1 protein-coding gene is annotated in these 16,484 nt (G+C 68.0%); it reads right to left on the bottom strand.

Annotated features, from left to right (window positions below; translation table 11 throughout):
- On the bottom strand, positions 1-16,473 hold the full coding sequence (locus tag HDC96_RS14180) for a hemagglutinin repeat-containing protein (protein WP_179460564.1): 16,473 nt from the start codon (positions 16,471-16,473) through the stop codon (positions 1-3).
- Positions 16,474-16,484: the final 11 nt, after the last annotated feature.

The raw sequence follows: 16,484 nt of genomic DNA on the forward strand, positions 1-16,484 counted from the left end.
TCACTCAACCGTGGTGACCTTGACTGTAATTCCCTTAAGCTTGCCGTATTCCACCGCCTTCATAACCTCGTCCCACTGAGTCGACCCGGTGTTCTTTGGAATTGCCACATGGACCTCACGCTGCGTTATCTGCGATGCGGACAGGCGGACATTGCTGAGCCGGTGTCCCGTAAAAGCGGCTGCATCATCAATATTTCCCCTCAGGGTCGTAAAGATCTGCCGCGGATTGGTCAGTCGGGAAAGCGTGGTTGTATCCAAAGTTTTCGCGCTGATTGCCAAGCCAGTCGCGTCATCGAAGAAGTCGAACGTCTTGAAGTTGGGCGGCAACCTGGCTTCTTCCGGCATCAACTTCGCCAGATAGTTTTCCCAAGGCATGCCCTGCCCCTGGATGCCCTTGCCCCATTGTATCCCTGTGGCGACGAGATCGACGTTCTCAACGCCAACTCGGCCGCCGACCCGTCCAGCCTGCCCTGCCAACGCTTCGGCGGTCTCGGTCAGTAAAGGCTTACCAATAGTGCGCCCGCCACCGGTGCCACCCGCCAGCACAGCTGTCGCGATGTCAACGACGGTCAGGAAGCGGCCGTCCATGGCTTCCACGCCAACGACCTCCAATCCATTCCCCGGGTTTGTCCCGGTCCAAGAACCCCAGGTCTGACCTATGCCTTGAAGGATTCCGGATGTGATACCTGCCATGAAGCGATTGCTTGAATTGCCGTCTTTTTCCGCAACTCCTTCGTAGTACTCGGTCAGTCTCTGGTAAGCGCCCTTTATGGTGGGCTGCAGGTTCACGCCAAGGAAGCGGGCATCCCTGTACTGCATGCCTTGGGTTTGCCAGTAGCGGACGTCCACCGCCTTCATGGTCTCTTCGTTGACGTCGTAGCCGTTGGTTATTAGCGCGTCGCGGGCAGCACTGATGTAGGCGGCACGATGCGCGTCGCGCTGTTCGGACACTTCTTCGAATCGTTTGACCGCGGCGCAGCTGGCCGCATCCTCGCTCTTACAGCCATTCTTCGCCTTTTCGTACTGCTCCCATTCGCCTTGGCTTAGCCAGTTGTGCTCAACCGAGTTGCCCGCAATACCGGTGCCAAGCGCCGCCTCCGCGACGCCGTTGCTCATCCCACCCGCCACCGCCCCGACCGCCTGCGACAGCGCCAGAATCGTCTGCTTCTGCTGATCATTCAGCTCGCCGGTATACCCGGGATACAGCGCCTCGGTCAGCAGCTTCGCCGCCAGTTCGCCACCGGCCGCTGCGCCTGCACCGTTGGCTGCGTTACCACCATTGGCCTCAGCCAACAGCGCACCCAGCAGCGCATGTGACAGCAGCTGCAACGCGGCGTTCGGATCACTGCCATGGTTCGTATCGAACTTGTCGCCGATCAGCTGGGCTGCATACGGTGCCAGTGCATTGGCCGCAACCTGCCCGCCGCCTTGGCCCGATACGACGCCCACCAGCAGCGTAGTCACCGCTTCCAGCGCGCGGCCATTCTGGCTGCCGATGCCCCATTTCTGCTGCTGTGCCACGGCGTCGCTATAGCTGGATGGGAACCTGGCTGCGAGCTCATTGGACTTGCCTTCCGCGCTCTGGCTCTTGAAGCGATCCTTCTCCTCATCGGACAGGGTAGAGAGATAGGAATTCTCCAGATCCCGCATTGCCTGGTCGCCGATATCCCTAGCAATCTGCTTGCTGGTGGCCACCACCGTGCCCATCGCATTCGCCATCGCCTGCTGGTTGGCCAGCTGCAGCTCTGCATTAGGCATCGCCTCAATCGCGCGGTGCGCCGTGGCGGCATCGGTGTTCACGCCCAGCTCGGCGGCAGTCACCTTCTTGCCGCCGATGACGATGTTGCCCTCGGTCAGCGTGGCGTAGGTGGTGCTGCTGTCGCCGCCCTTCTCGTGCATCGGCACGCCACCGCCGAAGTTCGGCGTGGCACCGGTGAACACCGGCGTGTTGCCCTCCATCGCGCCGCCGTAGCCACCGCTGATGCCGCCGGAGCTGGTGCTGTGCTGCATCTGGTTCTGCAGGTCGCTGAAGGTCAGCGTCTGCGCGGTCAGTTCGCTGTTGGTGGCGTTGGTGCTGGCAATCGCACCGCCGACCAGGTTCACGTGACCGGCATCGACGTGGTACCCGCCGTCACCGGCAAACAGGCCCGACTGCTGGCCCACGCCCTGATAGCTGCCGTTGGATTTGCCCCCACTGGCGTAGCCATCAGCACTCCAGGCCGTGCCGAACGACACCTGCACCCGGCCGCCCACCTGGCTGTTCTTGGACATGCTTTCCGCAACGTCCTGCAGCGACTCGATGGTCAGCGTGCCGCCGGTCTCTACATCGATGCGGTCGGCGGTCGCGGTGGCACCGCGCAGGGTGGTGTCACCCTCGGCCTTGAGCGAGATGTTCTGGCCGGTGAGCGTGGTGTTCTGCCAGGTGGTGCTGTTCGCGTTGGACTTGCTGCTGCCCACGCTGGCTTCGGCGTACACGTACACGCCGGTCTGCGCACCTATCGCCACGCCCACGCCCACTTCCGCGCCGGCGTTGCTGCTCTTGCTGCGGTCGGCAAGCTGCGCTTTACCGGCTTCCAGCAGGATGTCGCGTGCCGAATCCAGGCTCACCGTGTTGCCCGCGCTCAGGTTGCCCTGCACCACATGGATGTCACCGCTGGTGCTGGTCAGGTTGAGGTTGCCACCTGCCTGAAGCGTGGAGCCCTGCGAGACTACGCTGCTGCTGTCGGCACTGCTGTTGGCGGTCTTGAAGCCGATACCGGCTTCGGCATTGAACAATGCACCGCTGCCACCGGCACCGGCCGCGTTGGCGATCGCGCTGGCCGACTGGTAGGCATTGGCGGCCGCTGCCATGTTCTGCATGGACGACAGGCGACCGTCGGACTGCCGGGCCGCATCCACGTTGTTGATCAGGTCGATGAAGGGCGACTTCACCCGTGCGAACACGCCGATCTTCAGATCGTCATCGCGCTGCGAGGAGTGCCCGACCTCGTCGGCGGTGAGCAGCTCGATCTGCGCGGCGGTGATGTTGATGTCCTTGGCCGACACCACATTGCTGGCAATCTGGCTGTAGGTGCCGCCGGCGCTCAGGTTGACGTTGCCGCCCAGGCTGCCGACGTTGCTGGCCACCTGAGACACCTGCGCACTGTCATCGTCATGCTCCTGGCGGTGCCAGCCGGAGAACTTCTCGGTGTCGGAGATCTGCACCGTGCCGATCGCCTTGCTCTGCGAAGTGTTGGTGTTGCCCACCGTGTCCTGGCCACTGCGGATGGTCAGGTCACCCGCGGCGTGGATGTTCACGTCCTTCTCGGCCACGATGTTGGCGGCGGTGAGACTGATGTCCCCCTCGCTGGTCGCCATGCGCACCCCACCACCCACCGACAGCTGGGTACCGGTGATGGTGTCGCTGCTGCCGCTGCCTTCGCTGCGCGAATTGTTGGTGCCGAACGGCAGGCCACTGGTGTTGTTGGCGATGCCCCAGCCCTTGCCGCTGCTCTGGCTGGTGCTGGATTCGGTGTTGTGGGCGACATCGAACACGATGTCCTTGGTCGCCAGCAGCAGGGCATCGCCCTCGGCCGCCATCTGCGCGCCCTGGCTGTAGATCGAGCCGCCGTTGGCGATCAGGGTCAGGTCGCCGCCCGCACTGAGCTGGCTTACCCGCGCATCGCTGCTGGACTGGCTCTCGTTGCTGTTGGAGCGCTGGCTGCCCGCGGTGATCACCGTGGAGGTGGTGGCCGCCCGCAGGCCGGAGGCGGCGCCTTCAGCATTGCGGGTGATCTTGCCCATGGTGGAACCACTGTCGGCCATGCCGTCGGTGGTGGAATCGCGGGCGCTGCGATAGGCCTTGGTGGGATCGTAGGTCACCCCCACCGAGAGGCCACTGGATTTGCTGGCGGCGCTGCTCTGCGTCTCCAGCGTGTCCTGCCGCGCGATCAGGTTGATGTCCTTGCCGGCCAGGGTGAGATTGTTGCCGGCGGCGACATCGGAGGCCGCGATGGTCAGCTGGTTGCCGGCATTGATCAGCACGTTGCCGTCCATCGAGCCCACGGCGGAGGCCACCTGGGTGGTGGACTGGCTGGCGCTGTCGTTGGTGCTGCGCGAGCTGCTGTAGCCCACCGAGGCCACGCCATTGCCGAAGCCCCCGGTGATGCCGGATTTCTTCTGGCTGAAGCTGCTGGCCTCGCTGTAGGTGTCCTGTGCCGATTCGATGGTGATGTTGTTGGCCGCGGCGATGCGCAGGTCGTTGTCGGCCAGCACGGTGGAGCCGGTGATGGTCACATCGTTGCCGGCGATCATGTCCACCGTCTTGCCACCGATGGCGCTGCCCACCGCATAGCTGGCCGAGCTCTGGTCATGGGTGGTGGTGGTGGTGCTGGACAGCGTCTTCTTCTTGCGGGTGGTTTCGTCCACCACCAGATCGTGGGTTTCCTGCGCGGTGGTCAGCGCCAGGTTGCGGCCGGCCGAGAGCAGCACGCCGCCCTCGCTGCTGTCCACCGTGGTGGCCTGCAGGGTGAGGTCGCGGCCGGCCTGCAGGGCAACGCCTTCGCCACCGGTGAGCTGGTTGCCCAGCACCCAGCCATCGGCGGCGCTGACCTCGCGCGAGCCGCTCTTGCTCTTGGCACCGCTGTCGAACGTGCGCGTGTCCACCACGGCAACGCTGTTGATATCGCGCCCTGCCTGGGCCACCAATGCGTTGGCGGCCGAAACGTTGGCGGCGCTCAGGTTCAGGTCGTTGCCGGCCCTGAGCACCACATCGCCGGCACCGCTGATGGTGGTGCCGATGTTGATCAACTGGCTCTGGCTGTTGAAGTTGCGGGCGTCATGGGTGAGCGAGACGCTGCTCTGCTCGGCCACCGAGGTGAGGCTGAGGTCGCCACCGGCCACGATCGCGGTCAGGCCGTCGGTACCGGCGTTGGCCAGCTGCGCGGCCCGCAGCTCCACGTTGCCACCGGCGTTGACGCTGAGCACGCCGGCGCCGTCCTTGTTGGTCACGTACAGGCCGGCCACGCGATCCAGCGTGGTGGTCTGCTGCACCAGCAGGTCGCCGTTGTCGCGCCACTCGCGCGTGGTCGAGGCGACGGTGATGTTGCCACCGGCCTTGAGCCCCAGTGCATCGGTGGCGGTGACCGTGCTGCCGATGATGTCGATGTCGTGGGTGGCCTGCAGGCCGACCTGTTGACCGCTGATCTGCCCACCACTGACGTTGCGGATGTTGCCGGCGTCGATGCTCACCAGCTGGCGCCCGGCGATGGCACCGCTGTTGACCAGGTCGCCGCGCAGCTTGATGTCGATGTCGGCACCGGCGAGCAGCGCACCGTTGGTGTCCAGGTCGCCCGGCATCACCCGCAGGTATACCTGCGGCACCAGCGCGCGCACGGTGGAGCCGTCGGCCAGGGTGACGTCCTGCTCCACCAGCCAGACAATGTCGCTGGTGAGGCGGGCCATCTGCTCGGCGGTCAGCGCCACGCCGGGGCGCAGGCCCCACGCACTGGCGACGGTGGCACCCGCCTCCAGCAGCGCGCGGTACTGGTCTTCGTCGCTGGCATGGCCCTCGAGGAAGCGGCGACCAGTGAGCTCACCGATCTGTTCGCGCACCAGCTTCTGTTCGTAGAAGCCGTCGCCCAGGCGCTTCTGCGTCTGCGAGGGCTCATAGCCGGCGCGCTGCAGCAGGTAGTCCGAGCTGAGCCAGTTGCGGTAACTGGCAAAGCGCGGGTCGGTCTCCACCAGGTAGCCGCCGCGGTTGGCATCCACGTTGAACAGGCTGGCGCTGGGGGCACTGGCATTGGGCGTGGTGGTCACCACCACGTGCGGGTCGTTGCCGGCGGCGGCGACGGCCTGCTTGTTGGCCAGTGCGCCATTGCCACCGCTGCCGGCATGGCCGCCGGCCTGCACGGTCGTGGGGCCGTTGGCCGTGGCCTGTGCGGCCTGCCCGGCCGTGATGTCCTGTACGGCGCCCGTGCCCGGGCCCGCCGAGCCGACCTGGCCCGGTCCCTGGGCGCTGGCGGCGTCGGCCAGCTGGCCGCTGGTACGGTCGGCACCCTGCAGGCCCTGGCCTGCCGCGCCCTGCGCGGCACCGGCCGCAGACGGTCCTTGGGCGTGCGCGCCATCGGCCATATGGCCACCAGCGTGCCCCGGCCCCTGTACCGCACTACCGGTTTGACCGTGTGCCGCGCCGGCCGCCGTCGGCCCCTGTGCGTTCACCGGGCCGGCGCCCTGGCCGTTGCTCTGCCCGGGTCCCTGCACCGCGCCGGCACCCGGGCCGACCGAGCCTGCGCCCGGTCCACCCGTGTTGAGGTTGGCCATGCTGTCGCCATCGCGCACGTTCGGCGCATCGCGGCCGGTGTTCTCGTTGCGAAGGTTGCCGACATCAATGCTCAGCTTGCCGCCGGCGGTGATGCCCGCACCCAGCACGCCGATCTGCTCGGAGATCGGCGCGGCACTCCATTGGCTGCGCGAGCCGCCATAGGAGATGGAGACATTGTTGAACGTGTGTGTGCGGAACAGCGTCTTGGCAGTGTTGATGATCGAGGATTCACCCACGTTCAACCCGACCACGGCCAGGTTGCCACCGGCGGCGATGCTGGCGTACTCGTTCCTCAACGTATCGGTGGCGATGCGCATGTGGCCACCGGCATTGATCACCGCGTCGGGGCCGGCGGACACCAGCACGTCTTCGATGGTGGTACGGGTGGCGACGCGGGTCTTCTCGTTGCCATTGGTGTTGCTGGTGTGGCGCTGCATGTTGATCAGCATCGCCTCCGGATTGTCGTAGTCCGGGTAGGTGATCAACTGCACGCAGGTGGTGGTGCAGGTGCCGTAGGCGTTGTTGTACGCCAGGGTGTCCGAGTCGTAACGGAACGCGGGGCTTCCCGGTTGAGTCGCCGAGAGATCGCGGAACGGGTCTTCGGCGCCGGCGCCCAGCTGGTCCGGATTGTTGCGGTTGTCTGCGCGGCCCACGTAGTAGATGACGACCGTCCCGTCCTGCGCAGGCAATCGCGAACGCTCGCCTCGCCCGGCGTGCAAGCCGCCGCGAGCGAAGTAGTAAGCACTGGTGTTGGCGTTCAACCGGACCACGGCGCGGCGGATCTGCTGGCCGTCAGGCGTGATGTATGCCGTGTCTTCCAGGATGTCGGCCGGATTGAGGTAATAGACCTCGTAGGGCTGGAAATTGGCGGTGTTGCGTAGATTTCCGCTCGAGTTGTCGCCGTTCTGGAACCAACCCGGCTGGTTGAGCGTGACCGGCCCATGCTGGATGGTCTGCTGCTGCACCACCACGTTTTCGCGGATGTTGTTCACCGCCAGCGCGGACATGTCCAGGTTGCCGGCGATCTCGATGGTGGAACTGAGGTTGTCGATGCGCTGCGCGCTGCCCACCGCCGTCAGCCCGTTGAGCGCCCCACCGATGGCCGCATCGCCATCGCTGAAGATCAGGCTCTGGCCGCGGTTGTTCAGCACGCCGACGCCCAGGTCCAGGCGCTGGCGTGCGGCGATGGTCGCCGAGCGCTGCGCGCCGCCCACGTTTTCGGCCAGGTTGTTGAGGGTGCCGGCCTGGATGGCGATGTGGTCGCCGTAGATGCGGCCGGTGCCGATGTTGTTCAGCGTGCCGGCGTCGATGTGGGTGATGCGCCCGTCCAGCAGGCCGCGGTTGAGCAGTTCACCGCTGGCCACCAGCCGGGTCAGGCCGACGCTGCTGATCTCGCCGGAGGCCGCATTGTGGATGTTGCCGGCGCTGATGTTCACCCCGGCGCCCTGCAGCTTGCCCAGGTTGTCCAGATTGCCCTGGATGGCCAGGGTGAGCGTGCCGTTGGCGGCGAGCTCGCCGGTATTGGTGTGGCTCTGGCCCAGTTCCAGGGTCATGTCACCCTGCGAGAGCAGCTTGCCGTCACCGGTGATCTCACGCGTGCGCACGATCTGGTTGTTGCCGGCCACGAGCGAACCGCCGGCGTTGGCGATGCTGTCGGCGCGGATATCGGACGTATCGGCGGCCGATATCTGGCCGCCGGTGTTGTTCAGCAGCCCGCCCACCTGCACCACCATGGTGTCGGCCAGGACCTGGCCCTGCTGGTTGTCCAGGCTGCCGGAGGTGACCTGCAGATGCTTGCCCTGCAGGCCCAGTGCGGGGCCGTTGGGCGCGCTGAGGGTGGAACGGTTGTCGATGCTGCCCGCCTGCAGGGCGAGCGTGCCGCCGGCGGCCACCAGGCCACCGCGGTTGTCCAGCGCGCCGGGCAGGACGATGTCCGCATGGCGGCCCACCGTGATCTTGCCACCGGCGTTGGCCACCGACTGCGCGCGCAGGGTCAGGTCGCCTGCCCCCACCAGCGCGCCGCCGGCGGAGTTGTCGACGCTGCTGGCAGTGAGGGTGATCGCGCCTTGGCCAAACACCGCACCGCCGCGGTTGTCGAACGCACCGCTGTGGATCTCCAGCGTGCCGCTGCTGTTGATGCCGTTGCCGTTGGCATTCGTGTTGATCAGGGCCTGGCCGGCGGTGTCGATGCGCAGGTTGCCGGCGGACTGCAGCAGGCCGCCACTGTTGTCCAGCTGACCGGTGCGCAGCGCGGCGCCACCGGTCAGGCTGGCCACGGTGCCTGCGCGATTGTCCAACGTGTAGCCGCGGGTATCGAGATCCACCGTGCCGGCGATGATCCGACCGCTGTGGTTGTCGATGCCGTTGCTGGTCGCGCGCAGATCGGTACCGGCCTGGATCAGGCCGCCGGTATTGCGTACCTGCGTGGCCGCGTCGAGCTGCAGCGCTGCGCCGGCGGCCAGGGTGCCTGCTTCGTTGTTCAAGGATTGCGTGGTGATGTGCGCGTTGCCGCCCGACGACACCGTGCCCTGCGCGCTGTTGTCGAGCAGGCCATCGACGGTGACCGTCAAGGTGGAGCTGCCATCGCTGTGCAGCGTACCGCCGCGGTTGTCCACACGGGTGGCGGTGACCGTGGCGTTGCCGGTGGTCAGGATACGACCGCCGCGATTCTCCAGCGCACCGCCGATGGCCAGCTGATTGCTGCCCGCCCCGGCCGCCTGCACGGTGCCCTGGTTGTTGAGCAACTGCGCGGCGCGCAGGTCCAGCGTGCCGTTGCTGGCCAGGGTGCCGGCGGTGTTGTCCAGCCGGCCGCGTACGTTCAGCGCCAGCACGTCGGTGCCGGTGGCGGTGAGCGTGCCGCCTGCGGTGACCAGTTCACCGGTCTCGATACGGATGCGCTGCGCGGCGGTGGTGCCATCGCGCAGGTCGGTGTTCTCGCCGATCAGCGTCAGGCTGCCGTTGCTGAGCAGCTTGCCGCCTTGGCCATTGAGGGTAGTGGCGTTGATCGCCAGCGTGCCGGTGCCAGCCTGCTGCACGGTGCCGCCGGCATTGCCGAGGGTGGCTGCGGTGATCTGCAGGTCGCCATTGCTGGCCAGCGTGCCGCCGTTGCCATTGTCGAGCACGCCGCTGACCTTCAGGCTGCTGGCCTGCCCGCCCGTGGCCAGCACGGTGCCGCCCTGGTTGTTGAAGGACTCAGCCTGGACGGTCAGTTGGGTTGCATTGAGGGTGGCACCGCGGTGGTCCACCGCACCGGCCTGCAGCGCCAGTGCACCTGCACTGACGATCGTGCCCTTCGCACCATCGAGCTGGCCGACCGTCAGGGTCAGCGACTCGTTGCCGCCGTGGCTGAGGGTGCCTTCCTCATTGATCAGGCGCGCGGCATCGATCTGAAGCTGACGGCCATTGCTGGCCACATCGCCGCGGGTATTGTCGAACGTGCCGAGCACGTTGATGCGGGTATCGCCCGTGCCGGCCGCGCTCAGCGTGCCATCGATGTTGGAGAGCGAGCCGGCCGTGATCTGCTGGGCGCCATTGGCGGCGATGGTGCCGCCGTTGTTGGTGAGCGCCCTGTCCACCTGCAGGGTCATGGCCTGCGTGCCGGTGGAGGTGAGCGTGCCCTTGCTGGTATCCAGGCTGCCGGCGGTCACCGTGACCTGGCGCGCGCCGGTGGTGGCGCCACTGAGATCGAGCGTGTCGCCCTTCAGTTGCAGCGCACCGTTGCCGACAATGCGGCCGCCCGCACCGAGCAGCTCGGTCACTTCGATGGCGAGCGTGCCTTCACCGGCGTGCTCGATGCTGCCGGTCTGGTTGTCCAGGGTAGCGGCGGTGAGGTGCGCATCGCCGCCGCTGGCGATGACACCCTTGCCGCTGTTGTCCAGCCGCCCGTCCACGCCGATGGTCAACGCCCCGCCGGTCTGCAGGGTGCCGCCCTGGTTGTCCACGCTGGCGGCGCCGATGACGGTCGCGCCCGCGGCGAGAATGCGCCCGCCGCGGTTTTCCAACGCCTGGCCCACCTGCAGCTGGTTGCTGCCCGCGCCAGCCGCCTGCAGCGTGCCCTGGTTGTTGATCAGGTTGGCCGCGCGCAGGTCCACCGTGCCATTGCTGGCCAGGGTGCCGCCGGTGTTGTCCAGGCGGTTGCGCACGTTCAGGGCCAGCGGCCCTGTGCCGGTGGCGACGAGGTTGCCGCCGGCCGTGGTCAAATCACCGGTGTCGATGCGGATCTGCTGCGCCGAGGTGGTGCCATTGCGCAGGTCGGTGGTGTCACCGCTGAGCGCCAGCGCGCCGTTGCTGACCAGGGTGCCACCCTGGCCATTGAGGGTGGCGGCGGTGATGCTCAGCGTGCCGGTGCCGGCCTGCTGCACGGTGCCGCCGGCGTTGCCGAGGGTAGCCGCGGTGATCTGCAGGTCGCCATTGCTGGCCAGGGTGCCGTCGTCGCTGTTGTCCAGGGTGCCATCCACCCGCATCGTATTGGCCTGGGTACCGGTGGAGAGCACGGTGCCGCCACGGTTGTCGAGTGCGGTGGCGACGATGTCCAGCTGGCCGGCGCTGAGGGTGGCGTTGCGGTGATCGATCGCCTCCGCACGCAGGGTCAGCGTGCCGGCGGTGGCGATGCTGCCCTTCTGGCCCTGCAGGCTGCCGGTCTGCAGGGTCAGGCCGTTCTGGCCGGCATGGTGGATCCGGCCGGCGTCATTGATCACGCTGCCGGACTGCACCTTCAAGGCCCCACCGTTGCTGGCCAACGTGCCGCGGGTGTTGTCGAACTGACCGGTGACCTCGATGCGGGTGTCGGCACTGCCTGCCGAACTCAGGGTACCGGCGACATTGGACAGTGCACCGGCGCTGATCTGCTGTGCGCCATTGGCGGCGATGGTGCCGCCATCGTTGCCCAGCGCATCGCGCACCTGCAGCACCATGGTCTGCTCACCGGTGCTGCTGAGCGTGCCACCGGCGTTGTCCAGGCTGCCCGCGGTCACGGTGACCTGGCGCGCTGCGGTCGTGCCGCCGCGGATATCCAGCGCCTCGCCCTGCAGGGTCAACGTGCCGTTGCTGATGATGCGGCCGCCGGCGCCCTGCAGCGTGCCGGTATCGATCTGCAGCTGGCCTTCGCCGGCCTGTTCGATGCTGCCGCTGCGGTTGTCCAGCGTGCCCCCGCGCACCTGCGCATCGCCGCCGCTGGCGATCAGGCCGGTGTTGCTGTTGTCCAGCAGTCCATCCACACCCATGCTCAGGTCGGTGGCGCTGTGCACCGTGCCGCCCTGGTTGTCCAGGCTGGCCGCGGTGACGTTGAGATCACCGCTAACGAGGATTTTGCCGCCGCGGTTCTGCAGCGCCTGGCCGACTGTCAGCTGGCTGGCGGCGGTACCGGCGGCCTGCAGGTTGCCGCCGTTGTTGAGCAGCGTGGAGGCATGCAGATCCAGCGCACCATTGGTCGCCACGGTGCCGCCGGTGTTGTCCAGCCGGTCGCGGGCCTGCAGTACCAGTGCATCGGTGCTGGTGGCGGTGAGCGTGCCGCCAGCGGTGGTGAGATCGCCGGTCTCGATGCGGATGCGCTGGGCCGAGGTGGTGCCAGCGCGCAGGTCGGTGGTATCGCCCTGCAGGTGCAGCGTGCCGTTGCTGAGCAGGGTGCCGCCGGCACCGTTGAGGGTGGCGGCGTTGATCGCCAACAGGCCACTGCCGGCCTGCTGCACGGTACCGCCGGCATTGCCGAGTACCGCTGCGTCGAGGGTCAGGTCGCCATTGCTGGCAATCAGGCCATCGTCGCCGTTATCCAGGGTACCGGTCACGGTGATGCGGTTGGCCTGGGTGCCCGTGGCTACGAGCTGACCGCCACGGTTGTCGAACGCCTGTGCCGCCAGCGCGATCTGGGTGGCCTGCAGGGTCGCGCCGCGGTGGTCCACCTCGCCTGCGGTCAGCGTGAGCGCGCCGGCGGTGACGATGTGGCCGTTCTGGCCCAGCAACTGCCCGGTGCTCAGCGTCAGGCCCTGGGTGCCGGCATGGCTGAGGGTGCCGTCGACATTGCGCAGGCTGCCCGATGCCACCTCCAGTGCAGCGGCGTTGCTGGCGATCACGCCCTTGCTGTTGTCCAGCTGCCCCGTCACCTGGATCCGGCTGTTGCCGGTGCCGGCCGAACTCAGCGTGCCACCGCGGTTGGACAGTTCGCCGGCCTCGATGCGCTGGGCACCGTTGGCCGCGATCGTGCCGGTGTCGTTGGTCAGCTGGTCACGCACCTGCACGAGCATGTCCGCCGTGCCGGTGGCGCTGAGCGTGCCGCCGCTGTTGTCCAGGCTGCCGGCCTGCACGGTGATCTGCGTGGCGCCCACCGCACCATCGCGCAGGTCCAGCGTGTCGCCCTGCAGGTGCAGCGCATCGGCCGCGACCAGGGTGCCGTCGGCATTGCGCAGCACCTCGGCTTCGATGCGCAGATCGCCGTTGCCGGAGATCGCGCCGCCGGTGTTGTCCAGCAGCTGGGCCACGCGCACCTGCGAGGCGGCCTCGCCGGCGGCGATGAGCTTGCCGTGGTCATTGATGAAGCGGCCGGCGTTGATGTCCACGGCGCCGTTGCTGCCGAGGGTGCCACCCGTGTTGTCCAGCAGGGTGCGTGCCTGCACCTGCAGTGCCTGGGTGCCCAGCGCGCTGAGCTGACCGCCGGCGGTGATCAGGCGCTCGCTGTCGATGCGGATCTGCTGCGCCGAGGTGGTGCCGTTGCGCAGATCCAGGGTGTCGCCCTGCAGGTCGAGCATCCCATTGCTGAGCATGGTGCCCGCGTGGCCGTTGAGCGTTTCTACCTCGATGGCCAGCGTGCCGGTGCCGGCCTGCTGGATCGTGCCGCCGGCATTGCCCAGGGTGGTGGCGCTGATCGACAGATCGCCGTTGCTGGCCAGGGTGCCGCCATCGCCGTTGTCCAGGGTATTGGTCACCGTCAGCGTGTTGGCGGCGGTGCCGGTGGCGATGATGCTGCCACCGCGGTTGTCCAGCGCCTGCGCCGTGATGTCCAGCTGCTCGGCAGCCAGGGATGCGCCGCGATGGTCGACGGCCCCGGCGTTGAGCTCCAATGCACCGGCCGTGCTGATGCGACCGCGCTGGCCGTCCAGGCGGCCGGTGGTGATGGCCAGGCCGTTCTGACCGGCGTGGCTGAGGGTGCCATCGGTATTGACCAGCGCACCGGCTTGCAGCTGCAACGCGGCTGCGTTGCTGGCGACCGTGCCGCCGGCGTTGTCCAGCGTGCCGGCGACTGCCAGGCGGGTATCGCCGGTGCCGGCCGAATTCAGCGCGCCCCCCCGGTTGGACAACGCGCCTGCCTCGATCTGCTGCGCACCATTGGCGGTGACGGTGCCGCCGTCATTGACCAGGCTGCCGCTGATGCGCAGCTGCATGGCCTGCTCGCCCAGCGACAGCAGGGTGCCGCCGGTGTTGTCCAGCGACCCGGCACGGATATCGACCTCACGGCCGCGGGTGGTGGCCTTGTGCAGGTCCAGCGTCTGCGCCTGCAGCTGCAGCAGGCCGTTGCTGGCAATGCTGCCCTCACCGCCGCTCAGCGTGGTGGTGGTGATCTGCAGGGTGCCGTTGCCGGCGTGATCGATGCTGCCGCCGCTGTTGAGCAGGCGGTCGGCTTCGATGCGCAGGTCGCCATTGGTGGACAGCGTCCCGCCCTGGTTCTGCAGGGACTCGCTGGCGTGCAGGGTCGTCTGCCCGGTGCCGGCGGCGATCAGCTTGCCGCCGGTGTTGATCAACCTTGTGCTGTCGATGGCCAGCGCGCCGTTGCTGCCCAGCGTGCCGCCGGTGTTGTCCAGGGTGCGGGCCACCTGCAGGTCCAGCACGTCGGTACCGGCCGAGGTGAGCGTGCCGCCGGCGGTGATCAGATCGCCGGTGTCGATCGCGATACGCTGCGCCGAGGTGGTGCCATCGCGCAGGTTGGTGGTGTCGCCCTGTACCCGCAGGCTGCCGTTGCTGAGCACGGTGCCGCCCTGGCCCTGCAGGTTGGCTGCGTCGATGCGCAGGCTGCCGGTGCCGGCCTGCTGCACGGTGCCACCGGCATTGCCCAGCAGCGCTGCGGTGATCTGCAGATCGCCATTGCTGGCCAGGGTGCCGCCATCGCCGTTGTCCAGCGTGCCCTGCACGCTGAGCGTGCTGGCCTGCTGCCCGGTGGACAGCACACGCCCGCCGCGGTTGTCGAAGTCGCTGGCGGTCAGGCTCATCTGGTTGGCGATCAACTGCGCCTTGCGGTGGTCGGCACTGCCCAGCTGCAGGGCGATGTCGCCGGCGGTGGCGATGGTGCCCTGCATGCCGTCCAGGCGATCAGCGCGCAGCTGCAGTCCGTTGCTGCCCGCATGGCTGAGGCTGCCGCGGGTGTTGATCAGATGGCCCAGGTCCAGGCCGAAGGTAATGGCGTTACTGGCCAGGCTGCCGTCGCTGTTGTCCAGCGTGCCGATGGACCATGCGGTGGCCGCGCTGCCACCGTGCGCGAGGGTACCGCCGCGGTTGAACAGCGACTGTGCCTGCAGCTGGAAAGTCTGCGCCAGCGCCAGGTGGCCGCCGCTGTTGTCCAGCGTCTGCACTTGGGCCGAGGCCGCCCCCTGCACCTCCAGCCGGCCGCCGACATTGCGCAGCGCTTCGCCCTGCACCTGCAGGGTCTGCACGCCCAGCGTGCCGCGGCTGTTGTCCAGGCTGTTGCGGGCGCTCAGCTGCAGGATGCCGGTGGCATCGATGGCGCCGCCGTCGTTGTCCAGCGAGGTGGCGATGTTGAGTGCGCCTGCTGCCAGCGGGGCGGTAGGCGTGGGCGACGTGGTGCCGCCGGTGCCGCCCTGGCCCGGCGTGGGCGTGCCGGTGCCGGGGGTGCCGCCGCTGCCGGGCTGGCTGGTATTGCCGCCGGGGGTGCCACCCTCGGTCCCCTGGCCCGGCGAGGCGCTGGCCACCGTGCCGATGCTGCCCTGCACGTTGCTGATGTCCGCGCCGCTCAGTTGCAACGTCTGGGTGCCCACCTGTTCGATGCTGCCGCCGCGGTTACGCAGCGCGTCGGCGTTCACTTCGATACGGCGGGCATTGAGCGTGCCGCCGCTGTTGTCCAGATCGGCGGGCGTCTCCACGCGCAGCTCGCGCTCGGCACTGAGCGTGCCCGCATTGGCCACGCCGCCGGCGGCGGTGATCCGGGTGTCCTGCTGCGCGTGCAGCGCACCGGTGTTCTCCAGCCGGCCATCGGCGGTGACCACCAGCTCGCCGGCCTGCGCGCCGATCTTGCCGGCGTTGCTCATGCCGACGCCATGCTCGTTGCCGACCAGCCAGATGCGGTTGGCATACATGCCACCGAGCGCGCCGACATCCAGCGCGAAGGCCGGTGTGCCACCGGCCGGAGCCTGCGCGGTCACGCTGCTGTGGTCAGCACTGACCACGTTGGTGCCCAGGCTGGCCTGCAGCTGGTTGGCCCAGATACCGGCGTTGACCTGCAGCGAGAGGGTGATGATGTCGGTGTAGTCGGTCAGGCTGGCATCCAGGCCCGCGCCAGCCACGCGGATCGCGCCGCCCTGGACCCGGTAGCCTTCCAACGCGCCGTTGTTGAGGATGGGCGTGCCGGTGGTCAGGGTGACCCGGCTGGCATTGAGGAAGCCGGCGCCGTCGATCTGGATGCCGGCCGGGTTGGCGATGACCACCTGGGCGCGGGCACCGGCCACTTCGACATAGCCGTTGAGGTGGCTGGGATTGCTGCCGTTGACTTCATTGAGGATGACGCGCGCGGTGCCGGTGGCCAGCCACGGATTGCCCTGCACCCAGCCGCCGATCTGGGTCTGCACGTCGGTGCGCGAATTGTTGAGGATGACGCCTTGGCGGCCGACATCCAGCTGCTGGTACTGGTTGCGCGACACACCGGCCGCGCTCGGCGTGGTGATGTTGACCTGCGGTGTGCCGTTGGCCGAGGTGACCACGGTGGGCCGCTGCTGGGCCGGTGCGCCAGGGTCGGCGATGATGCGGCCGGCATCGGGCACCTGCTGCGCGGAGAGCGGCTGCACCAGGCCCACCCAACCCAGCACCAGCCACAGCGCGAAGCTCATCGGCTGCAGCGTGGCCATCGTGTTGCCGCCGCGCGCATCGCAGCCTCCGCGGGGTGCGGTCACCAGCTCGGAGGCGACCTGCATGACACCCAGGGTACGGTTGAAGACCAGGCGATAGACTCGATTCACGGCGTTGCTTC

Origin of the sequence: Stenotrophomonas sp. JAI102 (assembly GCF_013409105.1) — a bacterium.
Classification (GTDB): domain Bacteria; phylum Pseudomonadota; class Gammaproteobacteria; order Xanthomonadales; family Xanthomonadaceae; genus Stenotrophomonas; species Stenotrophomonas maltophilia_AA.